We start from the raw sequence: 25,686 nt of genomic DNA, 5'->3' as shown, positions 1-25,686 counted from the left end.
CGCCGCCACTCCAAAATTGGAGGGCTGGGCCACGACAAGAAGCCAGTGCCAGTCTTTAGATGCCTGCAGCGTCCTTCAGGGCCGCAGCGCGGTCGGTCTTCTCCCACGGGAACGCGGTGAAGGTCTTGCCGCCAACGGTCATCTCGTATGGGTCGCGGCCGAAGTGGCCGTAGGCTGCGGTTGCCCGGTACATCGGGTGCAGCAGGTCCAGCATGTTGGTGATCGCATACGGGCGCAGGTCGAAGTGCGCGCGCACCAGGTCGATGATCTTGTCGTCGCTGATCTTGCCGGTGCCGAAGGTGTTCAGGGAAATGGAGGTCGGCTGGGCTACACCGATGGCGTAGGACACCTGGATCTCGCATTTCTCGGCCAGGCCGGCGGCGACGATGTTCTTGGCCACGTAACGACCGGCATAGGCGGCAGAACGGTCAACCTTTGAGGGGTCTTTGCCGGAGAACGCACCGCCGCCGTGACGGGCCATGCCGCCGTAGGTGTCTACGATGATCTTACGGCCGGTCAGGCCACAGTCGCCCACCGGGCCGCCGATCACGAACTTGCCGGTCGGGTTGATGTGGAACTGAGTGTCTTTGTGCAGCAGTTCTTCCGGCAGCGTGTGCTTGACGATCAGCTCCATTACCGCTTCTTTCAGGTCTTCCTGGGTCACGTCCGGGTCGTGCTGGGTGGACAGAACCACGGCATCGATACCGACCACCTGGCCGTTCTCATAGCGGCAGGTGACCTGGCTCTTGGCATCCGGGCGCAGCCACGGCAGCAGGCCGCTCTTGCGGGCTTCGGCCTGGCGCTGTACCAGGCGGTGAGAGAAGGTGATCGGAGCCGGCATCAGCACGTCGGTTTCGTTGCTGGCGTAGCCGAACATCAGGCCCTGGTCGCCGGCGCCCTGGTCTTCCGGCTTTTGGCGGTCAACGCCCTGGGCGATGTCGACAGACTGTTTGCCGATGATATTGATCACGCCACAGGTGTCGCCGTCGTAGCCCACGTCTGAAGAGGTGTAGCCGATGTCTTTGATCACTCCGCGCACCAGGTCTTCCAGGTCTACCCAGGCGCTGGTGGTGATTTCACCGCCAACGATGGCAACGCCGGTCTTGACCATGGTTTCGCAGGCCACGCGGGCGTGCGGGTCGTCGGCCAGGATGGCATCCAGTACCGCATCGGAAATCTGGTCGGCCAGTTTGTCCGGGTGGCCTTCAGAGACCGATTCGGAGGTGAAGATGTTGTAGTCAGACATAGCGGTGCTCCTTTGTGAGCGTTTTCAAAGTCAGTGTACGTATTTCTACGTACGACAATATCAAAGTTTTTTGATGTTCCAGTATCCGCGCAGGCCTCAGGCCGTTGCGGTCGTTTTCCAGAATTCCCTGACCTGCACCTGAAAACCGTTGCGCAGGCCAATAAACAGTTGCTCTCCGGCGGTCAGGCCGGCATCAGCGGCCCAGGCGGTCAGCTCTTCCGGCTCAAAGCCAAGCCAGAGGTCGCCGCAATTCTCTTTCGCCCAGTCCTGATCATGGCTGCACAAATCACTGACGATAAAACAGCCACCGCTGTTCATCAGTGCCGCGGCATCCAGGAAGATGTCCGCCGGGCTGGGCACATGGTGCAGCACCATGTTGGCGACGATCAGGTCAAAGGCATCACCGCGGGCCAGCAGCGTGTCGGTGACGCCTTCAATCAAATCCACATTATTCAAACGCTCATCAATACAGGTGCGGGTGGCCTTGGCCAGCATGTCCTTGCTGTTATCCAGCGCTACCACGTGTTCAAAAAGGGCTGACAGTACGGGCAGGAACGCACCTTCACCTGGGCCGATTTCCAGCGCACTGCGCCATTCTTGCCGGGTCGTGCGCTTGCGGATCAGCTCTGCTGTGGGCTCGGCATAGAGGTCGAAGGCTGCAATCAATTCCTGTTGTTCCCGGAACTGCTCCGAGTGCCGGGAGAAAAACGCCTGGGACTGCTCCGCCCGCTGCTCACGTATTGCCTCAATCTTTTCTTCCAGCTGCGGCGGCAAGGGCACGCGGTCTACCGTCTCGAATATCTGCCGGATGGCCTGGTCTGCCAGTTTGTCGCTGTCCAGATGCAGAGGACGGCGGTAGAAAATGGCATTACCTTCACGCTGGGGTTCCAGCAACCCGGCCTTGTTCATCACTTTCAGGTGATGGCTCATGCCGGACTGGCGCATATCAAACAGCTGGCTCAGCTCAAGCACGCCGAAGGTGTCACGGCGCAGCACCCGCAGGATCTCCAGGCGCAGGGGGTCTCCGCTCGCCTTGAAGATCGGTGCCAGGGTGTCCACAGAGGACAGTTCGTTAGCATGTGCATTGAGTGAGGTCATGGTTGGCAAGTGTAGGGGTGATTGGTTGGTCGATCAATAGCCATATCAAAATTTTTTGATATAGATTTATGGCTTTGTGAAATCAGTTGCTTTGGTGAGTTTGTGCCGCCGCCATCGGAAAACCACTACATATGGATTTGCCCCGGCATACCGTAATCGGCGAAAATACGCGCCTTCTTTTTAAGCAGTTTTTGCAGCTTGAATTCTTTTCCTGAAAAACACTGGAGAATAGTCAATGTCGTCCCGTAAAGATCTCGCCAACGCCATTCGCGCGCTGAGCATGGATGCGGTTCAGAAAGCCAAGTCCGGCCACCCGGGTGCGCCCATGGGTATGGCGGATATCGCCGAGGTACTGTGGAACGATTACCTCAGCCACAACCCGGCCAACCCTCAGTGGGCCAACCGTGACCGCTTTGTGCTGTCTAACGGCCATGGCTCCATGCTGCAGTATTCGCTGCTGCACCTGAGTGGGTACGACGTCTCCATTGACGACATCAAGAACTTCCGCCAGCTGCACTCCAAAACCCCGGGCCACCCGGAATACGGCTATACGCCGGGCATCGAGACCACCACTGGCCCGCTGGGGCAGGGCATTGCCAATGCTGTTGGTTTCGCGCTGGCCGAGAAATCCCTGGCGGCGCAGTTCAACCGCCCGGGCCACGAGATTGTTGATCACTACACCTACGCATTCCTGGGCGATGGCTGCCTGATGGAAGGCATCTCCCACGAAGTCGCCTCCCTGGCCGGTACTTTGGGCCTGGGTAAACTGGTGTTCTTCTACGACGACAACGGCATTTCCATTGATGGTGAAGTAGAGGGCTGGTTCACCGACGACACGCCCAAGCGTTTCGAATCCTACGGCTGGCAGGTTATCCCGAATGTGGATGGCCACGATGCCGATGCCATTCGTGCGGCCATCGAAGCGGCCCGCGCGAATACCGACCAGCCCACCATCATCTGCTGCAAGACCATCATCGGCTTTGGCTCCCCCAACAAACAGGGCAAGGAAGATTGCCACGGCGCCCCGCTGGGTGACGATGAAATCGCCCTGACCCGGGAAGCGCTGGGCTGGCAGCACGGTCCGTTCGAAGTGCCTTCTGAAATTTACGCAGCCTGGGATGCCAAAGAAAGAGGCGCGGCTGCCCAGAAAGCGTGGGAAGAGAAATTCGCCGGCTACGAAAAAGCCGAGCCGGAACTGGCCGCTGAGTTCAAGCGCCGCATGGCCGGCGAGCTGCCGGCAGACTTCTCTGAAAAAGCTCAGGCCTACATTCAGGAATGCCAGGACAAGGGCGACACCATCGCTTCCCGTAAGGCATCCCAGAACACCCTGAACGCCTATGGCCCGCTGCTGCCGGAACTGATGGGCGGCTCCGCCGACCTGGCTGGTTCCAACCTGACCATCTGGTCTGGTTGCAAAGGCGTGACCAAAGACGACGCCTCCGGTAACTACATCTATTACGGTGTACGTGAGTTCGGAATGGCCGCCATTATGAACGGCATCGCCCTGCACGGCGGTTTTGTTCCCTACGGCGCCACCTTCCTGATCTTCATGGAATACTGCCGCAACGCGGTACGCATGGCGGCTCTGATGAAGCAGCGCTCCATCTTTGTCTTCACCCACGACTCCATCGGTCTGGGCGAAGACGGCCCCACGCACCAGCCCATCGAGCAGATGGCCAGCCTGCGCACCACGCCGAACATGAGCATGTGGCGCCCGGCCGATACCGTGGAATCTGCGGTAGCCTGGAAAGCCGCCCTTGAGCGCAACGACGGCCCCACCGCCATGGTGTTCTCCCGTCAGAACCTGCCGCACCAGCAGCGCGACGCCGAGCAGTTGGCCAACGTCGCCAGGGGTGGCTACGTGCTGTCTGACAGCGAAGGCACCCCGGAGTTGATCCTGATTGCCACCGGTTCTGAAGTGGCCCTGGCTCAGGACGTTGCCACCAAACTACGCGAGCAGGGCAAGGCCGTGCGCGTGGTGTCCATGCCGTCTACCGATGTGTTTGATGCCCAGAGCGCTGAGTACAAACAACAGGTGCTGCCGCTGGAAGTCACCAACCGCATCGCCATCGAAGCCGGCATTGCTGACTACTGGTACAAGTACGTGGGCCTGGACGGCCGGGTTGTGGGCATGACCACCTTCGGTGAGTCTGCGCCTGCTGGCGAGCTGTTCAAGGAATTCGGCTTCACCGTCGATAACATCCTGGAAGTGGCTGACGAGCTCCTGGACGCCTGATGACCAACTCAACGCCGTTTCGCATCGCCATCAACGGGTACGGCCGCATCGGCCAGTGCGTGTTGCGGGCACTCTATGAAAACGGCTATCGCGACCATCTGCAGGTGGTCGCGATTAACGAGTTGTCGGATATCGACACCATCGCCCATCTCACCAAATACGACTCCACCCACGGGCGGTTTCACGGTGAGGTGGCGGTGGATGGCGATAACCTGGTGGTCAACGGCGATCGCATCCGGGTGCTGCGCCACCCGGACCCGAGTGATCTGCCCTGGCGTTTGCTGGACGTAGACCTGGTGCTGGAATGCTCCGGCGCCTACTCCGACCGCGCCACAGCGGAAAAGCATATCGCTTCGGGCGCCCGGCGGCTGTTGTTTTCCCAGCCGGGTGAGGCGGATGTGGACCGCACCGTGGTGTTCGGCATCAACGACGACCAGCTGAATGCTGAGGATGTGATTGTGGCTGCGGGTTCCTGCACCACCAACTGTCTGGTACCGGTGATCAAGGTACTGGACGACGCCTTCGGCGTAGAGCAGGGCAGTACCACCACTATCCACGCCGCCATGAACGACCAGCCGGTGATCGATGCTTACCACCACCAGGACCTGCGCCGCACCCGCAGCGCGCTTCATAATATCGTCCCGGTAGACACAGGACTGGCCCGTGGCATAGAGCGTTTGCTACCCCATATGGAAGGTCGCTTCAGCTCGGTGGCCATGCGCGTGCCAACACTCAATGTCTCTGCTATAGACATGGTGGTGAATGTACGCGAGGCCACCGATGTAACGGCGGTGAACCAGCTATTACAGAACGCCGCAAAGGGAGGCCTGAAAGGCATCCTCGGTTACACCGATGAACTGCTGGCCAGTTCCGACTTCAACCACGACGCCCATTCCGGCGTGGTAGACGGCGGCCAGACCCGAGTCACCGGCGGCACCATGGTGAAAGTACTCTGCTGGTTCGACAACGAATGGGGCTTCGCCAACCGGATGCTGGATGTCAGCCAGGCGTGGTTGCCAAACAAGACGGATACAAAGGGGTCTGACCCCGAACGGGGTCAGACCCCAACCATAGCTTGAAAGTATGCCGAACTGGGTCAGACCCCACCCATAGGCTTAACAATTTGCACCTGTGAACCCATAACTACGGAACCTGATTATGGCCATCAAAAAAATGACTGACCTGAACCTCGCCGGCAAGCGGGTTCTGATTCGTGAAGACCTCAACGTACCGGTCAAAAACGGCAAAGTCTCCAGCGACGCCCGCATCCGTGCCTCGCTGCCGACCATCAAAGCCGCTAAAGACGCCGGCGCCAAAGTCATGCTGATGTCCCACCTGGGTCGCCCGGAAGAAGGCGTGTACGACGAGGCCTCTTCCATGAAGCCGGTTGCCGAACACCTGAGCACCCTGCTGGGCCAGGAAGTGCGCCTGATCAAGGATTACCTCAGCGGTGTTGAAGTCGCCGACGGCGAAGTGGTGCTGTTTGAAAACGTTCGCTTCAACAAAGGCGAAAAGAAAGACAACGAAGACCTGGCCAAACAATACGCCGCCCTGTGCGACGTCTACGTGATGGACGCCTTCGGCACCGCCCACCGCGCCCAGGCCTCCACCCACGGCGTAGCGAAGTTCGCTCCAGAAGCCTGTGCTGGCCCCCTGCTGGCGGCAGAACTTGAAGCCCTCGGCAAAGCCCTCGACAACCCGGCCAAGCCAGTGGTTGCCATCGTTGGCGGCTCCAAAGTCTCCACCAAACTGGACGTACTCAACGCCCTGGAAAAAGTGTGTGACCAGATCATCGTCGGCGGCGGCATCGCCAACACCTTCCTGGCCGCCGCTGGCCACCCGGTCGGCAAATCCCTGTGCGAACACGACCTGGTCGACACCGCCAAAGACATCGCCAGCCGCGTGAAAATCCCGCTGCCGGTAGACGTAGTGGTCGCCAGCGAATTCGCCGAAACCGCCACCGCCACGGTGAAAAACATCTCCGACGTCAGCGACGACGACATGATCCTCGACGTAGGCCCGGAAACCGCCGGCCAGTTCGCTAACCTGCTCAAGAGCGCCAAAACCATCCTGTGGAACGGCCCGGTTGGCGTATTCGAATTCGACCAGTTCGGCAACGGCACCAAAGCCTTGGCCGAAGCCATCGCCGAAAGCGACGCCTTCTCCCTGGCAGGCGGCGGCGACACCGTCGCGGCCGTTGACAAATACGGCATAGCTGACAAGATCTCCTACATCTCCACCGGCGGCGGCGCGTTCCTGGAATTCGTGGAAGGCAAAACCCTGCCGGCAGTAGCGGTACTGGAAGAACGCGGAGCGTAATCAACAAAGCGATTCTGAGAGAAACCCGCACAGGGCCAGAATCGCAAGGAGGGTGGGGTAGGCCTTTCCGGGACTGTGCGCAGCAGGGAAGCTGCGCTCAAGCGTACACGGACGTATTCACAGCGTGTCTCGGAAAGGCCTACCCCACACTCCGCAGCAGACTCTCAAAGTCTGAAACGAACAGAATTCAAACCTCAAAAGTCAACGAAGGAGACAACCCATGGCCCTGATATCGCTGCGGCAACTTCTGGACCACGCCGCCGAGCATGGTTACGGTGTGCCAGCCTTTAACGTAAACAACCTCGAACAAATGCGCGCCATCATGGAAGCCGCCGACAAAACCGACTCCCCGGTAATTGTCCAGGCCTCCGCCGGTGCCCGTAAATACGCCGGCGCCCCCTTCCTGCGCCACCTCATCCTGGCCGCCATCGAAGAATGGCCGCACATCCCGGTGGTTATGCACCAGGACCACGGCACCAGCCCCTCCGTGTGCCAGCGCTCCATCCAGCTCGGCTTCAGCTCCGTCATGATGGACGGCTCCCTGGGTGAAGACGGCAAAACCCCGACCAGCTACGAATACAACGTCGACGTCACCCGCCGTACCGTTGAAATGGCCCACGCCTGTGGCGTGTCTGTAGAAGGTGAACTGGGCTGCCTGGGCTCCCTCGAAACCGGCCAGGCCGGTGAAGAAGACGGCATCGGCGCCGAAGGTACCCTGGACCACGACCAGATGCTGACCGACCCGGAAGAAGCTGCCGACTTCGTCAAGAAGACTCACGTGGATGCCCTGGCCATCGCCATCGGCACCAGCCACGGTGCCTACAAGTTCACCCGCCCGCCCACTGGTGACATTCTGGCCATCGAGCAAATCAAAGCCATCCACAAGCGCATTCCAGATACCCACCTGGTCATGCACGGCTCAAGCTCTGTACCCCAGGAATGGCTGAAGGTGATCAACGAATTCGGTGGTGAGATTCCGGAGACCTACGGTGTGCCGGTGGAAGAAATCGTCGAAGGCATCAAGCACGGCGTACGCAAGGTCAACATCGACACCGACCTGCGCCTCGCCAGCACCGGTGCCGTCCGTCGCTTCATGGCCCAGAACCCGGCTGAATTCGACCCGCGCAAATTCCTCAAGGCCACCATGGTCGCTATGACCGATATCTGCGTAGCCCGCTACGAAGCCTTCGGTTGCGCCGGCCAGGCCAGCAAGATCAAGCCTCTGAACCTTGAGCAGATGTTCGAGCGGTATGAGGCTGGCGAGCTGGACCCTAAGGTTAAGTAAGCTGCACAAGAAAGCCCCCGCGAGTCGGGGGCTTTTTTCTGGGGTTGGTGAATACCACCCGATGATGATGGTTCAGGTTGTGCCAATTCAGCCCCGCAAGCCTTCCTCTAGCCCCGCAGACCACTGACCAGCTTGTCGATGCTTTCCTTGGCATCGCCAAACAACATACGGGCGTTGTCCTTGAAGAACAGCGGGTTCTCCACCCCGGAATAACCAGTGGCCATGCCCCGCTTGAGAATAACCACCTGGTGGGCTTTCCAGACCTCCAGCACCGGCATGCCGGCGATCGGGCTGCCCGGGTCTTCGGCGGCGGCCGGGTTCACCGTGTCGTTGGCGCCGATCACCAACACCACGTCGGTATCCGGGAAGTCGTCGTTGATCTCGTCCATCTCCAATACGATGTCATAGGGTACGTGGGCTTCCGCCAGTAGCACGTTCATATGTCCGGGCAGGCGGCCCGCCACCGGGTGGATGCCGAAGCGCACGTTCACGCCCCGGTCCCGAAGGATCTTGGTCATTTCGCTGACGCCATTCTGGGCCTGGGCCACCGCCATGCCATAACCGGGCACGATGATCACCGACTGGGCGTTGCGCAGCTCCTCACAGACATCATCCACGCTGGATTCGTGCACCGTCTGGTCGCCATTCGCAGCTGCCGAACTGCTGCTGGTCTGGCCGAATCCGCCAAGGATCACGCTGATGAAAGACCGGTTCATGGCCTTGCACATGATGTAGCTGAGAATGGCACCGCTGCTGCCGACCAGAGCACCCACGACAATCAGCAGATCATTGCCCAGCATGAACCCGATGGAAGCGGCGGCCCACCCGGAATAACTGTTGAGCATGGACACCACCACCGGCATGTCGGCGCCGCCAATGGCCATGATCAGGTGAATGCCCAGGACCGAGGCAATGATGGCCATCAGTATCAGGGCGCCGATGCCCAGGGCCATGCTCTCGGTGCCCAGGAACCAGGCCCCGAGGAACACGCAGACAATGATCGCTGCCAGATTCATCAGGTGCCGGCCCGGAAGGGTCAGCGCCTTACTGTCGATTCGGCCGTCCAGCTTGCCGCAGGCCACCAGTGAGCCAGTGAAGGTGATGGCACCGATGAAAATGCCCACATATATCTCCACCAGCTTGATGGTGTGCTCGGTACCGGAGGTGGCAATCAACGGCTCGATGTAGCCTGAAAAGCCCACCAGCACCGCAGCCAAACCCACAAAGCTGTGGAGCAGGGCTACCAGCTGCGGCATCTGGGTCATTTCCACCTTGTTGGCGATGGGAATACCAATGCCAACACCAAGCAGCACCGCAATAACAATGGCGGTGATGCCTCCGTCTGCGCTGGCCAGGGTCGCCCCCACCGCGATGATGATGCCGGCTACGCCGTAAAGATTACCTCGCCGTGCCGATTCCTGGTGGCTGAGACCACCCAGGCTGAGAATGAAACAGATACTTGCGACCACGTAGGCCACGCTCACCAGTCCTGTGCTCATATCGGGCGTCTCCTACTTGCGGAACATTTTGAGCATGCGATGGGTGACCCGGAAGCCACCGCCTACGTTGATGCTGGCAATCAGCACCGCGACAAACGCCATGATGCCCACGGCAATATTTTCCGCCTGGGCCAGATGCAGAATGGCACCGATCACGATGATGCCGCTGATGGCATTGGTGACGCTCATCAAGGGTGTATGCAGGGAAGGCGTGACGTTCCAGATCACCTGCCAGCCAATGAAGCAGGCCAGCACGAATACGGTGAAGTGTTGCAGGAAGCTCTCTGGCGCGTGGGCGCCGACTCCGTAGAGTGCCAGTGCCGTGACCACGAACAGCACTCCTTTACCGATCAGGCTGCGGCGGTCGGCCTTTTTCTTGGCGGCGGCTTTTGCTTCGGCTGAGGGCTCCTCGGTGCCCGGTGCCGGTTTTGGGCTGACCGGCGATTCCGGTTTTGGCGGTGGCCAGGTGATGTCGTTCTCGTGCACTACCGTCAGGCCACGGATGACTTCGTCTTCCATGTTCACCACGGGCTGGCCGTCCTTTTCCGGTGTCAGCTCGGTGAGCAGATGCACCAGGTTAGTGGCATACAGGTCACTGGCCACCTTGGCCATCCGGCTCGGCAGATCGGTGTAGCCGATCAGGGTGACGCCATGGTGATGGGCTACCTTGCCGGGCTCGGTGAGCTCGCAGTTGCCGCCGCGCTCGGAGGCCAGATCCACGATCACGCTGCCGGGCTTCATGGATTTCACCATGTCGGCGGTGATCAGTTTCGGTGCCGGCTTACCGGGAATCAGGGCGGTGGTGATGATGATATCCACCTCTTCCGCCTGCTCCGCAAACAGCGCCATCTCGGCCTGGATGAACTCGTCGCTCATCTGCTTGGCGTAGCCGCCGCTGCCGCTGCCATCCTCGTTTTCAAAATCCAGCACCAGGAACTCGGCCCCCATACTCTCGACCTGTTCCTTCACCTCCAGTCGGGTATCGAAAGCCCGCACGATCGCGCCCATACTGTTAGCGGCGCCGATCGCTGCGAGGCCCGCCACCCCGGCACCGATCACCATAATCTTAGCCGGTGGCACCTTGCCGGCAGCCGTTACCTGCCCGGTAAAGAAACGCCCGAAGTGATTAGCCGCCTCAATCACCGCTCGGTAGCCGGCAATGTTGGCCATGGCGCTGAGGGCGTCCATCTTCTGGGCGCGGCTGATACGGGGCAGGCTGTCGATGGCGAAAGACGTGATCTTTCTGGCGGCCAGCTTTTCCAGCAGCTCCGGGTTTTGCGCCGGCCATAGGTAGCTGACCAGAAACGCCCCTTCCTTCATCAAGTCTGCTTCGTGCTTGCCCAGCGCCGGGTTCTCCATGGGCGCCCGGACTTTCAGGATAAAATCGGACTCTTTCCACAACATGGTGGTGTCAGCGGCGATGGCAGCGCCCACTTTCTCGTAGGCGGCATCGGAGTAGTTCGCTGCCTCCCCGGCGCCACCTTCAACGATCACGTCGTAACCCAGGCCGATCAGTTTGTGAACCGAGGGTGGCGTAGCGGCCACCCGCCGCTCGTCCTCAAAGATTTCCTTTGGGATACCGATTTTCATTATTGGTTTGCCTCCGGATTTCCCGATCAATCAGATGTCTGGATACCTACATACTAGTGCACGTTGTCAGATTCGCTCGCCTAGCGACTCCCAAACAAGGGCTCGGGCTTTCCTGATGATCCGGTGCGCTTTCGTACCTATTTGAGGATTCTTTGCATTTTGGCCTGGATGGCCAATACTTGAAGGCATGGTCTTGCCGATGGTGGCCAAGGATGCCTTCCAATGAAGCTGTTCCATTGTGGCCGGTGCGCCAACCTGCTTTATTTTGAAAACAGTCGTTGTACCAACTGCGGGGCGGACCTGGGCTTTGCTCCGGATGTTATGGATTTGCTGGCTATCGAGCCAGAAGGTAATGCCACCTGGGCGAGTGTCGCCAGTGGTGACCTCTATCGGCTGTGTGACAACTATCAGAATCAGCAAGCCTGCAATTGGCTGATCCCCAAAACCGATCCCCACACCTTCTGCGTCGCCTGCCGCCTGAATCGCACCATTCCCAATCTTAGTATCCCGAAAAACCACGATCTCTGGCTGCGTCTGGAAAAGGAGAAGCGACGCCTGTTGTATTCGGTGCTGCGGCTCAGGCTGCCTTGCGACCCCCGCAATGAAGAACAGTTTGGACTGGCCTTCGATTTTCTGGCCGACCAGCCGGCGATGTTTGACGAGCGCTCCAAGGTAGCAACCGGCCATGCTAATGGTGTCATCACCATAAACATTGCCGAGGCGGACCCGGTGGAACGGGAACGGATGCGTAACCAAATGGCTGAGCCCTATCGCACTGTTCTGGGGCACTTCCGCCACGAGTCCGGTCACTACTACTGGGATCTGCTGGTTCGTAACAGTCCCTGGCTGGATAAAGTCAGGGCGCTTTTTGGTGACGATACCAGAGACTACCCGCAAGCCCTGGATCAGCATTACCAGTACGGCCCGCCAAGTGACTGGCAAAACCGGTACATCAGCGCCTATGCCAGCAGCCACGCTTGGGAAGACTGGGCGGAGACCTGGGCACACTACCTGCATATGGTGGATACACTGGAAACCGCCTGGCAGTTCGGGATGCGGGTGAACGCTCGCCAGAGCCCTATGTTGAGCAGCGAACCGGGCCCAGCGTTTGATCCTTACCAGGCCGATGATTTCGATGCGCTGATCAAGCACTGGTTACCCCTGACGCTTGCGCTCAACAGCCTGAACCGAAGCATGGGGCATGAAGACGCCTACCCCTTTGTGCTTCCTCCTCCGGTGGTGGAAAAGCTTCGCCTGGTACACCGAATAGTTCACGGTGGTTAATGAAAGGACATCAAATGAAGAAGAACAAATCGATTGACTGGAAAAACTACGACCCAAACGACTTCTATGATGAGCTGATCGCCGCCAAAGGGAAGCCCAGGCGCGCAGCCACGGCGATTACCGACTACCTGGGCAATCTTGACTCCGAGGAGATTCAGGCGCGCCAGCAGGCTGCCGAACTGGCGATTCTGGAGACGGGGATCAGCTTCACCATCTACAGTGAGGGCGAAAATATCGACCGGGCCTGGCCTTTTGACATCATTCCCCGGGTGATCTCGCTCCGCGAGTGGGAAACCATCGAGCAGGGACTGGCCCAGCGCCTGACGGCCCTCAATATGTTCATTAACGACATCTACAACGACCAGAACATCGTCAAGGACAAGGTGATCCCCAAGTACGTGTTCGCCAACTCCAAGAACTTCCGCGAGCAGTGCCGGGGGTTTACGCCGCCATTGGGGGTCTGGGCACACATCTGCGGATCGGACCTGGTGCGTGATAAGGACGGCAAGGTGTATGTCCTTGAGGATAACCTGCGGGTTCCCTCGGGTGTTTCCTACATGCTGGAGAACCGGCAGCTGACCAAGCGGGTGTTCCCGGAGCTGTTCGACAACACCAGCATCCTGCCGGTGGATGACTACACCAACCAGCTGTTCGACATGCTGGCATCGATTTCGCCGAGGCCCCAGGACCATCCGAAAATTGCGGTGCTCACGCCGGGCATTTTCAACTCCGCCTATTTCGAACACTCCTTCCTGGCCCAGCGTATGGGCGCAGAACTGGTGGAAGGGGCTGATCTGGTGGTTGGTGAGGATGACTGTGTCTACATGCGCACGGTCGAGGGCCTGGAACGTGTGGATGTGATCTATCGCCGCATTGATGACGATTTCCTGGACCCGGAGGAGTTCCGGGCGGATTCCACTCTGGGCGTGCCGGGCCTGATGCGGGCCTGGCGCAATGGCAAGGTTGGCCTGGCCAATGCACCCGGTGCCGGCGTGGCCGACGACAAGGTCATCTACGCGTTCGTCCCTGACATGATCCGCTACTACCTGGATGAGGAGCCGATCATCCCGAACGTGCCCACCTATATGTGTGTGAACAAGCAGGACCAGGAGTATGTCCTCGAACACCTCGACGAGTTAGTGGTGAAACCGGCGAACGAATCCGGGGGCTACGGGATGCTGGTTGGGCCCCATTCCACCAAGAAGCAGCGCACCGAGTTTGCCCGGCTGATCAAGAAGAACCCGCGCAACTACATCGCCCAGCCCACTTTGAGCCTGTCGGTGGCGCCGACCCTTTGCGACGAGGGCCTGGCGCCAAGGCATCTGGATCTGAGGCCCTTCGTGCTGCAGGGCGTACGAACCTACGTAACCGCTGGAGGGCTTACACGAGTGGCGATGCGCAAAGGCTCCCTGGTGGTGAACTCTTCCCAGGGCGGTGGAAGCAAGGATACCTGGATCGTGGACGAGGAGAACTGATGTGCTGTCACGTGTAGCGGAACGACTGTACTGGATGGCCAGATACCTTGAGCGGGCCGAGAACAACGCCCGGATGATCATGGCCTTCAATTCCCTGGCGCTGGATATGCCGAGAGAAACCCAACTGTCCTGGAAGAGTCTGGTAGCGGTTACCGGAATGGAAGCCCTGTTCGATCAGCACCACCAGAAGGCCGATGAGCGCAATTGTGTGAAGTTCCTGATGGCCGATGGTTACAACCCGAGTTCCATAGCCTCCTGCATCAAAGCGGCCCGGGAGAATGTTCGCACGACTCGGGACCAGATTCCGACCGATGCCTGGGAGGTGATCAACGAGCTTTACCGGTACATTCTGGAACACATAGACCAGGGGGTTGGCAAGCGCGCGCGATACGAGTTCCTGAACGAAATCGTGGGGCGCTGCCAGATGCTCAATGGCTTGCTTGCCGGCTGTATGAGTCACGACGAGGGGTATGACTTCATCCGGGTCGGGCGCAACCTGGAGCGGGCTGACATGGCCACCCGGCAGATTGAAGTGGGTGCCCTGCAGTTCCTGGATGGCTGGGATGGCACCGAAACCTACGGCGGGCTGCTGTGGACCAGCGTGCTGCGTTATCAGAGTGCCTTCCAGATGTACCGTCACAATGTTCGACGCAAGGTTAGCGGACCCCAGGTCATTCGCTTTCTGCTGCAGAACGAGCCGTTTCCGCGATCGGTGCTGCACAGCCTCAACGAGGTGGCCAGTGCCCTCGGTCGTTTGCCAAGGAACGAGATTCCGTTACGCACGGCATTACAGGCGGTACGTCACACCCGGGAAGGAGACGTGGATGCGCTTATTCGTAAGGATGAGGGGATCCTGTTCCTGGAAAACTTGCAGTTGGAGATCGGTGAGCTTCACGAAGACATTGCAGAGACCTGGTTTCCTGTCTACGAGACAGCCTGAAACTCCCAAACATATTCGCCTGCGAGATAGGTTTCATGTCGATTCACGTTGCCCTGAGTCATACCACGCACTATCGCTACGAGCGCCCGGTTACCCTGGGGCCTCAGATCGTTCGCTTGCGACCGTGTCCGCATGCGAGAACCCGCATTCTCAGCTACTCGCTGAAGGTTGAGCCGGAAGGTCACTTCTTGAACTGGCAGCAAGATCCGCAGGCCAATTATCTGGCCCGTCTGGTATTTCCTGAGAAAACCGATGAACTGAAGATCACGGTAGACCTGGTTGCCGAGATGGCCGTGATCAACCCGTTTGATTTCTTTCTGGAACCCCGGGCGGAGACCATTCCTTTCGACTACGAGGAATGGCAGACGGCAGAGCTGGCACCATACTTACAGAAACTGCCGGAGACACCGGACTTCCGTAAGTGGATGGCCACCATAGACCGCAAGGAAACCCCCAGTGTCGATTTTCTGGTGGGTGTGAACCAGCGTGTTTCTGATCGGATCGATTACCTGATCCGGATGGAGCCGGGTGTCCAGACGCCGGAGGAAACCCTGAAAAAAGGTTCTGGATCCTGTCGGGATTCCACCTGGCTGCTGGTTCAGACACTCCGGCACCTGGGGCTTGCGGCGCGGTTCGTGTCCGGTTACCTGATTCAGCTCAAGGCGGATCAGAAAGCACTGGACGGCCCCTCCGGGGCCGAGGAAGACTTCACCGACCTGCATGCCTGGTGCGAGGTCTACCTGCCCGGCGCGGGTTGGGTGGGGCTGGACCCTACCTCCGGCTTGTTTGCCGGGGAAGGGCATATTCCCCTGGCTTGCAGCCCCGATCCGTCCTCCGCCGCGCCCATTACTGGCATGGTGGAGTATTGTGAGGTTGAGTTCGAGCACCAGATGAGCGTCCAGCGCATTTGGGAAGCGCCGCGGGTAACCAAACCCTACACCGAGGACCAGTGGCAGCGCATTGTTGGGCTAGGTCATGATGTCGACAAGCGCCTTACTGAGCTCGATGTGCGCCTGACCCAGGGCGGCGAACCCACCTTTGTGGCGAATCATGACCGGGACGAGCCGGAGTGGAACACCGAGGCCATGGGCCCCACCAAGCGCAAAAAAGCCATCGAACTCTACCACCGGATGCGGGACCGCTATGGTGCTGGCGGGCTGGTACACTTCGGCCAAGGCAAGTGGTACCCGGGCGAACCGCTGCCCAGATGGTCCCTGAATTGTTTCTGGCGCAAGGATGGAGAACAGATCTGGCAGGATGAACGTTGGCTGGCGGACGAACGCACCAACAGCGGCGCCACCGCAGAAGCGGCCGAGCGCTTTATACAGAGCCTGACCCAGGAGCTGGGCCTGGATGCCGAACAGGTGTTCCCGGCTTTTGAGGATGCCTTCTATTATCTCTGGCGCGAGCGGCGCCTGCCGGTCAACGTCGATCCCTTCGACTCCCGTCTGGAAAACGCACTGGAGCGGAAACAGCTCCAGCAGATTTTCAGTCGCGGCCTGGATAAGCCGGTGGGCTACGTGTTGCCCCTGCGGGTCTCCGAAAAGGAAGAGACGTGGGAGACGGGCCCCTGGTTCCTGCGCAGTGAGCGCTGTTACCTGGTGCCGGGCGGCTCCCCAATGGGCCACCGTTTGCCGCTGGACAGCCAGCCTTGGGTGGCGGAGGCGGATTACCCCTGGATCCACTCTCAGGATCCGTTCGCGCCCCGGGGCCCGTTGGCAAAAAACGAGGAGATCCGCCAGTGGAACAGCCGCGGACAGCGTGTAGAGCCAGGGTCGGAGCAGGAGGCCATTGAACAGAAGGCGCTTGAGCAAGGGAAGTCCTCCCCGGAGGTGGTCCGCACTGCCCTGTGCGTGGAGCCCCGGGAGGGCATACTGCGGGTTTTCATGCCGCCGCTGGCTGAGCTCGAGCCCTACCTGGCGCTGGTGGCGGCCATCGAGAAAACCGCCGCCGGGCTGGAGCAGCCGGTGTTGCTGGAAGGCTACGAGCCGCCCTCGGACCCACGACTGAACCACTTCCGGATTACCCCGGACCCTGGTGTAATCGAGGTCAATGTGCAGCCGGTGACCACTTGGGATGAACTGGTCGAGCAGACCGAGACGCTTTACGCAGACGCCTACGAGTGCCGTCTGACTTCCGAGAAATTCATGATGGACGGCCGTCATACCGGCACCGGTGGCGGCAACCATTTTGTGCTGGGGTCGCAGAAGGCCGAGGATTCGCCGTTCCTGCGGCGTCCGGATCTGCTGCGCAGCCTGATCAGCTACTGGCATAACCATCCCAGTCTGTCTTACCTGTTCTCCGGCCTCTTTATAGGCCCCAGTTCCCAGGTCCCCAGGATTGACGAGGCCCGTAACGACCATGTGTTCGAGATGGAGCTGGCTTTCAGGGAGATGGAGCGACTGTGTCCGGTCGGCAAAAAGGTCGCTCCGTGGGTGGTAGACCGCCTGCTCCGCGACCTGCTCACGGATGTGACCGGCAATACCCATCGGGCCGAGTTCTGTATCGACAAGCTGTATTCGCCGGATGGCCCTGGCGGGCGCCATGGCCTTCTGGAACTGCGGGCCTTCGAGATGCCACCCCACGCCCGCATGAGCCTGACCCAGCAGCTGCTGTTGCGGGCGCTGGTGGCCCGATTCTGGGAGCAACCCTATAAACCAAATGGGCTGGTGCGCTGGGGCACCGAGCTCCACGACCGGTTCCTGTTGCCGCACTATGTCTGGCAGGACTTCGAAGATGTCATCGACGACATGAAGGCGCAGGGGTACCCGCTGGAGAGTGACTGGTTCGCGCCCCATTTCGAGTTCCGGTTCCCGCGAATCGGCGACTACAAGGTTAAAGGGATCACCCTTGAGCTGCGCTCGGCTTTGGAGCCCTGGCACGTGACCGGTGAGCACGGGGCAATTGGCGGCACGGCCCGCTACGTGGACTCTTCCTTGGAGCGTTTGCAGGTAAAAGTACGTGGTGCGGCCCCGGATCGTTACCAGATAACCTGCAATGAGGTGCCGCTGCCGCTTCAGCCAACCGGTATGGTGGGTGAATCCGTTGCCGGGGTGCGCTACAGGGCCTGGCAGCCGTCGTTGTGCATGCACCCGACCATTGGTGTGGACGGGCCGCTGGTGTTCGACATCGTAGACACCTGGAACGAACAAAGTCTGGGTGGGTGTGAATACCACGTGACCCACCCTGGTGGCCGCAATTTCGAGACTCTGCCGGTGAATTCGTTCGAGGCTGAAGGTCGCCGTATGGCGCGCTTCTTCCGAATGGGGCACAGCTCCGGCAAGCAACCCCTGCGGCCGGTTCCGGAGCACCGGGAATTCCCATTTACCCTGGATCTGCGATATCACCAATAAGATGCCTGGACGCGTAGTTTGAGGCTGGCTCCGGAGCGTATAAAGCGGCTATGCTTCCAGCTCACTGACAAACGGAGCCTGAATTCAAGGTGGCGAAACAGCGCGCAGTAACGGACATCCTCCGCCAGTACCATCCGGTACCGGATCGGTTTGATGAACTTGGTTCCATGGGTTCCGGGCCGCAGGCTCATTGGCGGCCATTGTTACAGCAGCTGAACCTGGAGTCAGTCGACAGTCTCAACATCCGGGCTCAGGCGGTTTCCAATGCCATTGCCGAAGATGGCGTAACCTATAACGTCTACGAAGATCCCCGTGGCGATACCAGGCCCTGGGAAGTGGATCTGCTGCCACTGGTCCTGGGCGCCGATGAGTGGCAATGGCTGTCGAAAGCTGTGGCCCAGCGTGCGGAGCTCCTGGACAGCGTTCTGGCCGACCTTTACGGCGAGCAATCGCTGCTGAAGGAAGGCCTCTTGCCGCCGGCCCTGGTCTATGGTCAGGCCGGTTTCCAGTGGCCCTGTCAGGGCATTCAACCCGCCGGAGGTCGTTTCCTGCATTTATACGCCGTGGATCTGGCCCGGGCGCCGGACGGCGGTTGGTGGGTGATGGCGGACCGAACCCAGGCGCCCTCGGGTGCGGGCTACGCCCTGCAGAACCGCCTGGTGATTTCCCGCGCTTTCCCGGCGCCCTTCCACAACCTACCGGTGACCAACCTTTCGGAATTCTTCCAGGGTTTCCAGAACAGCCTGGTGGGTATGTCGCCAGCCGGAACCGAGACGCCGCTATGCGTCCTGTTGACCCCTGGCCGTTTCAACGAAACCTATTTCGAGCATGTGTTTCTGGCCCGTTACCTGGGCTTGCCCCTGGTTGAAGGCCAGGACCTGACCGTGCGTGATGACACGGTGTACCTCAAGACCCTTCAGGGTCTGCGGCGGGTGCATGCCATTTACCGCCGGCTGGACGATGGCTTCTGTGACCCACTGGAGCTTCGCGCCGATTCGGTGCTCGGTATTCCAGGGCTGCTGGGAGCGGTGCGGGCAGGCAAGGTGTTGATGGCGAATGCGTTGGGCTCCGGTGTGTTGGAAAGTGCCGCGCTGTTTGGTTTCCTGCCGGAGATCTCGAAGAAACTGCTGGGTGCGTCGTTGGAGATGCCATCGGTGGCGTCTTGGTGGTGTGGTGAGAAACCTGCCCTGGATTATGTGATCGAACACCTGGACGAACTGGTGATCAAGCCCGCTTTTGCAAGTATGCGAATGGAGCCGGTGTTCGGCTATCAGGTGAAGGGCGCGGAGCGGGATGCACTGATCAAGAAGATGCATGCCCATCCCCATGCCTTTGTGGGGCAGGAGCTGGTCCACCTTTCACAGGCGCCGGTCTGGAAGGGCGACCAGGACCAGCCGCTCGCCACCCGCTCTATTGGTCTCAGGTTATTTGCCGCCGCCACGCCCTCCGGCTGGCGGGTCATGCCTGGTGGGCTGACCCGGGTGGCCATGGACGAGGGTGTGGAAGTCATCTCCATGCAAAGGGGGGGGCTGTCTAAGGATACCTGGGTGGAAGCACGCTTCACGGGGCCCTCCAAATCACTGATCAAAAAACGGTTGCAGGTGTCTGACCTGCTGGACGGCGAGCGGGACACGCCCTCGCGGGTTGGTGAAAACCTGTTCTGGATGGGCCGCCATTCGGAGCGGGCAGAGGGTACCGCCCGGTTATTGCGGGCGGCGTTCAACAGGCTGTCGGGCCACGACCAGGCCAGTGAGGAAGCACTGCTCGGGCTGCAGCAGGCGGCCGAGCAGTTCGGGACGCTGCCGGAACCCGAGGAGGACGCGGTGCCGGAGCCGCTGCCCGACCTGTTGCTCAGAGCGGTCAGTGATGCCAAGTCTCCGGGCTCCATTGCGTCTATTCATCAGGCACTGTTGTTCAACGCCAGCCAGGTGCGGGACAGGCTGTCTTCGGACAACTGGCACACGCTCAATCGGGTAGGCAAGCCATTGAGCCCAGCGCCAACCACCCCGGACCAGTCGATCCGGGCGTTGAATCTGGTGTTGCTGGACTGCATCTCCCTGGCCGGCTTTGCCATGGACGACATCACCCGCGATTGCAGCTGGGTGTTCCTGGTGATTGGCCGGCGCCTGGAGCGGCTGGCCAACCTCTGTACGCTCATCTGCGTGCCGTTGTTCAGCGACCGGTTCAGCCGCAACGCAATGCTCGAATGGCTGCTGGAAGTGGCTAACTCGGAAGTGACCTATCGGACCCGGTATCGACGGACACCGGAGCTCCTGGGCGTGCTTCATACCCTCGTGATCGACGGGAGTAACCCCCATTCCATCATGTTCCAGCTTCGCCAGTTGCAGAAGGATCTGCCGGAGATGGGGCGGAAAACCGGGCAACTGTTTCCTCCAGATCTGAACGAATCGCTGCAGCGGCTTCAGGCGTTGGATTTACATCCTTTCGAGCGCAAGCGCCCGGACAAAGCTTGCGATAGCCTGGCAGAGCTATTGTGTGACATCCGGTCTGAGGCCTATCGTGTATCGGATGAGATCCAGCGGCAGTATTTCATTCACACCCGGTATTCCGACCAGCGTGTGAAACCGGATTGAGGCGTTCGTCATGACATTTGTCCGTTACCATGTGCGTCATGAGACCCTGTACCAGTACGATCAGCTGGTGGGGGAGTCCCACCATTTGCTGAGGCTTACGCCGCGGGCTCTGCCTTGGCAAAAGAACCTTGAGCATCATCTGGCGATCTCTCCAGAGCCGTCGGCAAGGCGTTCTTTCCTTGATTGCTTTGGCAACCGGATTACCAAGATTCATTTCAACGCCGATCATGAGTACCTGGAGATCATCAGCGAATTCTGGGTGGAGCTGCGCGACCGGCCCCAACCCTCGGCATCCGCTGCAAAAATGCCGTGGGAGATCGCGCGTGACAACCTGCGATACCGGGCAGATAGAAAGTTCCCGCCGGACCACCTGCAGGCCACCGCCTTCCGGTTTGTCTCCACCAATGTGCCGATAGATTCGCAATACGCTGCCTATGCCCGAGAGGCCTTCCTACCGGGACGACCTCTGGTGGAGGCGGCGGATGCCCTGATGCGGATGATTCATCGCGACTTCAAGTTTGATGCGACGGCGACGGAAACCTTCACCCCGGTGGAACAGGCGTTCAAGGCCCGTCGCGGGGTCTGCCAGGATTTCTCCCACATCATGATTGCCTGTCTGCGCTCGATTGGCCTGGCCGCCCGTTACATGAGCGGTTATATCCTGACGCATCCGCCGGAGGGCAAGGAGCGGCTGGTTGGCGCGGATGCCACTCATGCCTGGGTGGCCGTATTCGTGCCGGATTTCGGCTGGCTGGAGCTGGACCCAACTAATGCTTTGCGGCCGGATCTGGAACACATCACCCTCGGTTGGGGCCGGGACTTCTCCGATACCACACCGATGCGCGGCGTGCTGCTGGGCGGTGGTGATCATGAGCCGGAGATTGCCGTGACCGTTGTCCCGGAAGAGGAATTTGCGTCGCTATACTCGGATGGCGAAACCTACCTGGAAGAAATCTCCCCCTGAGCGGGGAGGCCTTGTTCCGGCGTGAGGCTCGTTACGTCAGAGGTTCTTCTCCAACCCTCTTTTGGCCAGTCGCTCCAACGCCAGCAACGTATCGGTATAACGGGCAAACCGATCCAGATACTCCGGCGACAACTTCTGCATTTCTTTTAGAGCGCGGCTAACCAGCCGGTGTGCGTTCATCGGCCCCGCCTCTTTCGGGGTGCTCTCAATCGCATGGCGGATGCGCTCCTGAAGGGCCTGAGTGCCCTGATCCGCTCTTGCTCTGATCATCGCCTTGAGCGGTTGTGGGCTGTTGGAGCTTGATGCCGTGCGCGTTTGCTCCAGCTCTGAAGTCTCTCCAAACACCCTTTGTTCCAACGTTGATCTCGGGGCTTCGGCCGGTGTCTCTGTGATTTGATTCAGCCTGTCCAGCAGGGATGAAATGGGGGATGGCTCAGGGGCAGCGGGTGCCGGCTTGGGCTGTTCGGCACCCTCTAACCTGGCTTGATAATCGGAAATGGCCTGCTCTAGCTTCCGCCAGTGACCGCCCTGCTGGAGTCCGTTCGCGCGCAGGCGCTGTTCGAAGGACTCCAGATAACGAAAGCGAACCGGATCGAACCGGTCTGCGCCTTGTTGCTTCAGGTTCTCTAGCAATGAAAGGCTGGAGGCTTGGTTCATCATCCGTTGCCTGCCCCGGTTTCGGGTTCCGTGGCCGCCGAAGGTGCCCGGGGCACGGTACTGATTTCCACCCGGCGGTTCTGGGCTCTTGATTCGGCATCCGTGTTGGGCACGGCCGGGTGGTGCGGGCCGAAGGCGGCGGCGAAGACGCGGTCGTTGGGCAGGCCCAGTTCCGTCAACGAACGGGTGACGGTGAGCGCCCGCTGGGCCGACAAGCCCCAGTTATCCTGGTAACGGTTGCCAGGATGCATGGGCAGGTCGTCGGTGAAGCCGCTCACCATCAGAAGTTCATCGTGCTGCTCCAGGTAGGTTTGCAGGGGCCGAATCAGCGATTCCAGAATCTCCTCACCTTCGGTCTGCAGTTGGTCCGAGTTCAGCTCAAACAGTACGTTGCCGCTGATGCCGATGCGGCCATCCCGAAAGGTGACCAGGCCCTTGGTGAGCGGGTCTTCCAGGGCCTGTTCCAGGGCGATTCGACGTTGCTCTTCCGCTTCCCGCTTCTCGATTTCCTGGGCCAAGGATTGGCTGAGTTCCAGTTGAATGCCGATTACCCACACCAGGATCAGCGCCAGAATACCCACCAGCGCCGCCATCAGGTCTGAGAAAATGGCCCAGACCGGTGCCGATTGCTGTTCGCCGCCTTCCAGCTGTTCCATCAGCCAGCCTCGCTGGGTTCGGCCCGGCGCAGTGCTGCGGCGGCATCAATCACATCTTTCTGGGTGCTGACGCTCAGGTCGATCACTTCCCGTGCCTGGGCCACGTAATAGGCCAGTTGCTCATCGTGGCGGGTGCCGGCGTTATCCAGCGCTTTCTGGATATCCGCCAGGCTGGCGACAACCTGCTGGTTGGACTGGCTGAACAGCTCAATGGCCTGAGCGAACGCATCGCTCAGGGCGCCCACTTCCTGGCTGCTGCCGGTAATGTCGTCGCCCAATTTGCCCAACTGCTGGCTTTGTTCCTGAATCAGCGTGTTGAATCGCTCGCTGATGCCGATCAGCGTGTCGCCGGCGCCACTGATCAGCGACGCCACCGCATCTCGCTGGCTGTCGGCGGTGCTGCGCTGGTTTTCCAGCAGGCTGTCCAGTTGTTGTACCAATCGCTGGCGTTCTTCCAGCAGCTCGTTTTCCCGCTCGCTGTTGCGGGCGATTTCCGACTGGAGCTGGCGGATCACTTCGGCGGCTGCCTTCGGGGTTTCGGAGGCGGTTTCAATCAGGCGGGTCATGGGGGCCTCCAGCGCGGTGCCCAGCTCTGACAGGTGTTTGGTCACCGTCGCTTCAAGGCTCTCCATGCGTGCCACAGAGGCATCAGCGCGACCGGACTCCTGCTCCCTGAGTGCGGAGAGCTGTTGGCCAATGGTGGTGACCAGTTGCTCAAGCCCGGCTTTCTGGTTTGTCACCAGCTCTGCGGTGTTACGACTGAAATGTTGCTGGTATTCCGCCAGATTTTGCTGCCAGCGATCGCCAGCCTCACTGGTGGTTTTTTGAAAACCGGTGGTCAGTTCAGCCAGTTGCTGGCGGGCATCATCCGCCCAGTTCTTTTGCAGGGACCGGGCATTGCTCTGAAGTTGCTCCATGGCACTGATGACAATAGGCTCAACCCGCTCTGCTGCCTGCTTTGCGCTGTCATCCAGCGCCGTTTTCAGGGATTGGGCGACGGAATCGGCCAGGGTCTGGTAGTGGCTGCCAACGGTACTGTGGAATTCCTGCTGGTTGCGGGTCAGGGACTGTTCCAGTTGCTGACCCAGCTGTTCCATGCGCGTGGTCATACGTTCCATGGCCGACGCCATCTGCGGCAGGGCTTGTGCCTGGGTTTCCAGAGCCTGGAACGCCTGCTGGCGTTGATGGTCGGCAGACAGGTGGTGCAGTTTCTCCCGCAGGGCAGTATCCAGCGTGCGGGATGCCTGTGCCCGGTCCCGGCGGCTCAGTGTCGACGCCAATCCCAGCATGGCGGAGGCGGCCACACCGGCAATGGATGTGCCAAATGCCAGACTCAGCCCCGCGATGGGGGCGGCCAGCGCACTGCGGATGGCGCTGAGTTCGGTGCTGTTATCCAGGGCCGAGGCGGCACCGCCCAGGGTCACGATCATGCCGGCAAAGGTGCCCAGCAGGCCCAACATCACCAGCAGGCCAGTCAGGTAGGGGGTGATCTGCGGCCCGGGCAGGGCAGCGGCGTGGCCTTCGATGCGACGTTGAGCCGGGTATTGAAGCGGCTGGGGCAAGGTATTCAACCAACGGGAAACCTGGTCCTGGCTTTCCGGCAGTTGGCCGACTTGCCCGGCCAACTGCCGGGTTTGCCGGCGAAAGTTCACCAGCTCGCCAAAACCCAGGCAATACACCGCGCCAATCAGACCGGTGAACGCCAGGGCCAGCAGGTCAGAACCAATAAAGCCTGCGCCAATCCAGCTCACGACAGCAAGGCCGATGGCGAACGCCAGGGTAAAGAACAGTTTACTCATGGGGTGTTATTAACCTCATTGTGGCAGGCTTCAAGCAAACCCAGCACCGGTTCCAGCCGAACGTCCAGTTCAGCGAGTAACAAGGCCTGCGCTTCCTCGCAGTAACGGTGGAACCAGTCGTGGGATGCCTGGCCTGATGTTTGGAGTTGTTCATCGGATGTTTGTAAGGCCCGGAATCGTTGTTCCAGCACCTGGAATACCGTGGAAAAACACTGGCCGGTGTAGCCGGCCATGGTGTGATCGAACACCGCGTCCAGCTCAGCCAAGCGGGCCAGGTTTTGGCCCTGATCTTTCATGGATTTGCGTACTTTATCCCTGAACTGGCGGCTATTGGCCGCGATCTTGCGCTGTAATGCCAGCCAGGCATTTAACACCGGCTCACATTCCGGCTCGCCTTCAAATTCAAGTTCATCGGCCCAGGTGTGAACGCGGCGGACCAGTGCCCGGCGGGTGGTGGCCAGCTCGTCGGTCAGCTTATCGACCACTGCACCTTGCACCTGGCCCGGCTGCCCGGCGCGGTAGGCCGTGGCGGCGTCCAGGGTCATGGTATCGCCCAGGCCAAACAGCCGGCTCAGGCGCTCTGCAAAACAGGGCAGGGCGTCAGAGGCAGCAGGTGCGCCCAGCTGTGCGAGCAGTTTGGATGGGTGGCCTGTTTGTGCCTGAGGCTGGTATGGCATCCGTTCGGTGTCTC

18 protein-coding genes are annotated in these 25,686 nt (G+C 60.1%); 10 read left to right on the top strand and 8 right to left on the bottom strand.

Features of this window, described 5'->3' with window-relative positions; genetic code table 11:
- Nucleotides 1-55: 55 nt before the first annotated feature.
- Together metK and ACNSOI_RS15010 are read right to left on the bottom strand one after the other, a co-directional pair.
- The gene (gene metK / locus ACNSOI_RS15015) at nucleotides 56-1,246 is read right to left on the bottom strand and encodes a methionine adenosyltransferase (RefSeq protein ID WP_061332607.1); all 1,191 of its coding nucleotides are present in this window, start codon (nucleotides 1,244-1,246) and stop codon (nucleotides 56-58) included.
- A 96-nt stretch (nucleotides 1,247-1,342) separates the two neighbouring features.
- On the bottom strand, nucleotides 1,343-2,344 hold the full coding sequence (locus tag ACNSOI_RS15010; protein ID WP_420194427.1) for a metalloregulator ArsR/SmtB family transcription factor: 1,002 nt from the start codon (nucleotides 2,342-2,344) through the stop codon (nucleotides 1,343-1,345).
- Nucleotides 2,345-2,579: 235 nt separating this feature from the next.
- Here ACNSOI_RS15010 and tkt point away from each other — a divergent pair, with 235 nt between their 5' ends.
- From tkt to fba, 4 genes are all read left to right on the top strand, one after another.
- The gene (tkt, locus tag ACNSOI_RS15005; protein ID WP_420194426.1) at nucleotides 2,580-4,580 is read left to right on the top strand and encodes a transketolase; all 2,001 of its coding nucleotides are present in this window, start codon (nucleotides 2,580-2,582) and stop codon (nucleotides 4,578-4,580) included.
- Nucleotides 4,580-5,659 (top strand): type I glyceraldehyde-3-phosphate dehydrogenase, encoded by a 1,080-nt coding sequence (gap, locus tag ACNSOI_RS15000; protein ID WP_420194425.1) that lies wholly within the window; start codon nucleotides 4,580-4,582, stop codon nucleotides 5,657-5,659. Before tkt ends, gap begins: the two co-directional genes overlap by 1 nt.
- Before the next feature lie 79 nt (nucleotides 5,660-5,738).
- Nucleotides 5,739-6,899 carry a phosphoglycerate kinase gene (locus ACNSOI_RS14995; RefSeq protein ID WP_420194424.1) on the top strand — a complete coding sequence of 387 codons (1,161 nt, stop codon included), beginning with the start codon at nucleotides 5,739-5,741 and terminating at the stop codon, nucleotides 6,897-6,899.
- Nucleotides 6,900-7,119: 220 nt separating this feature from the next.
- Nucleotides 7,120-8,184, top strand: coding sequence for a class II fructose-bisphosphate aldolase (gene fba / locus ACNSOI_RS14990; protein WP_138435297.1), 1,065 nt, complete (start codon nucleotides 7,120-7,122; stop codon nucleotides 8,182-8,184).
- Nucleotides 8,185-8,291: 107 nt separating this feature from the next.
- Here fba and pntB read toward each other — a convergent pair whose 3' ends face one another.
- Entirely contained in the window at nucleotides 8,292-9,683 is a 1,392-nt protein-coding gene (gene pntB, locus ACNSOI_RS14985) for a Re/Si-specific NAD(P)(+) transhydrogenase subunit beta (RefSeq protein WP_420194423.1), read from the bottom strand.
- 12 nt (nucleotides 9,684-9,695) lie between these two features.
- Complete coding sequence (locus ACNSOI_RS14980) at nucleotides 9,696-11,273, bottom strand: Re/Si-specific NAD(P)(+) transhydrogenase subunit alpha (protein ID WP_420194422.1); 1,578 nt, start codon at nucleotides 11,271-11,273, stop codon at nucleotides 9,696-9,698.
- 222 nt (nucleotides 11,274-11,495) lie between these two features.
- On the opposite strand from ACNSOI_RS14980, the gene ACNSOI_RS14975 reads away from it, so the two are divergent.
- The 6 genes from ACNSOI_RS14975 to ACNSOI_RS14950 all read left to right on the top strand — a co-directional run bounded on the left by ACNSOI_RS14975 (nucleotide 11,496) and on the right by ACNSOI_RS14950 (nucleotide 21,883).
- Nucleotides 11,496-12,557 carry a zinc-binding metallopeptidase family protein gene (locus tag ACNSOI_RS14975; protein ID WP_420194421.1) on the top strand — a complete coding sequence of 354 codons (1,062 nt, stop codon included), beginning with the start codon at nucleotides 11,496-11,498 and terminating at the stop codon, nucleotides 12,555-12,557.
- Between the two features lie 14 nt (nucleotides 12,558-12,571).
- On the top strand, nucleotides 12,572-14,032 hold the full coding sequence (locus ACNSOI_RS14970; protein ID WP_106694784.1) for a circularly permuted type 2 ATP-grasp protein: 1,461 nt from the start codon (nucleotides 12,572-12,574) through the stop codon (nucleotides 14,030-14,032).
- Between the two features lies 1 nt (nucleotide 14,033).
- Nucleotides 14,034-14,972 (top strand): alpha-E domain-containing protein, encoded by a 939-nt coding sequence (locus tag ACNSOI_RS14965; RefSeq protein WP_286251430.1) that lies wholly within the window; start codon nucleotides 14,034-14,036, stop codon nucleotides 14,970-14,972.
- Between the two features lie 35 nt (nucleotides 14,973-15,007).
- Entirely contained in the window at nucleotides 15,008-18,325 is a 3,318-nt protein-coding gene (locus ACNSOI_RS14960; RefSeq protein WP_420194420.1) for a DUF2126 domain-containing protein, read from the top strand.
- An 89-nt stretch (nucleotides 18,326-18,414) separates the two neighbouring features.
- The gene (locus ACNSOI_RS14955; RefSeq protein ID WP_420194419.1) at nucleotides 18,415-20,919 is read left to right on the top strand and encodes a circularly permuted type 2 ATP-grasp protein; all 2,505 of its coding nucleotides are present in this window, start codon (nucleotides 18,415-18,417) and stop codon (nucleotides 20,917-20,919) included.
- A gap of 10 nt (nucleotides 20,920-20,929) precedes the next feature.
- Nucleotides 20,930-21,883 carry a transglutaminase family protein gene (locus tag ACNSOI_RS14950; RefSeq protein ID WP_106694788.1) on the top strand — a complete coding sequence of 318 codons (954 nt, stop codon included), beginning with the start codon at nucleotides 20,930-20,932 and terminating at the stop codon, nucleotides 21,881-21,883.
- Between the two features lie 36 nt (nucleotides 21,884-21,919).
- Here the strand turns inward: ACNSOI_RS14950 and ACNSOI_RS14945 are convergent, their stop codons facing one another.
- Genes ACNSOI_RS14945 through ACNSOI_RS14930 form a run of 4 tightly spaced genes read right to left on the bottom strand, consistent with a single transcriptional unit; the run spans nucleotide 21,920 to nucleotide 25,672 of the window.
- The gene (locus ACNSOI_RS14945) at nucleotides 21,920-22,543 is read right to left on the bottom strand and encodes a DUF2894 domain-containing protein (RefSeq protein ID WP_420194418.1); all 624 of its coding nucleotides are present in this window, start codon (nucleotides 22,541-22,543) and stop codon (nucleotides 21,920-21,922) included.
- Complete coding sequence (locus tag ACNSOI_RS14940; protein WP_286251420.1) at nucleotides 22,540-23,196, bottom strand: OmpA family protein; 657 nt, start codon at nucleotides 23,194-23,196, stop codon at nucleotides 22,540-22,542. The genes ACNSOI_RS14945 and ACNSOI_RS14940 overlap by 4 nt, the downstream gene beginning before the upstream one ends.
- Complete coding sequence (locus ACNSOI_RS14935; RefSeq protein WP_420194417.1) at nucleotides 23,196-24,995, bottom strand: DUF802 domain-containing protein; 1,800 nt, start codon at nucleotides 24,993-24,995, stop codon at nucleotides 23,196-23,198. The genes ACNSOI_RS14940 and ACNSOI_RS14935 overlap by 1 nt, the downstream gene beginning before the upstream one ends.
- Nucleotides 24,992-25,672 (bottom strand): DUF3348 family protein, encoded by a 681-nt coding sequence (locus ACNSOI_RS14930; protein WP_420194416.1) that lies wholly within the window; start codon nucleotides 25,670-25,672, stop codon nucleotides 24,992-24,994. Before ACNSOI_RS14930 ends, ACNSOI_RS14935 begins: the two co-directional genes overlap by 4 nt.
- Between the last annotated feature and the right edge of the window lie 14 nt (nucleotides 25,673-25,686).

It is taken from the genome of Marinobacter sp. GH_1 (assembly GCF_048595985.1).
In the GTDB taxonomy this organism is placed as follows: Bacteria; Pseudomonadota; Gammaproteobacteria; order Pseudomonadales; family Oleiphilaceae; genus Marinobacter; species Marinobacter shengliensis.
The sequence above is the reverse complement of the archived record's forward strand: the minus strand, read 5'-3'. Positions and strand labels throughout refer to the sequence as shown.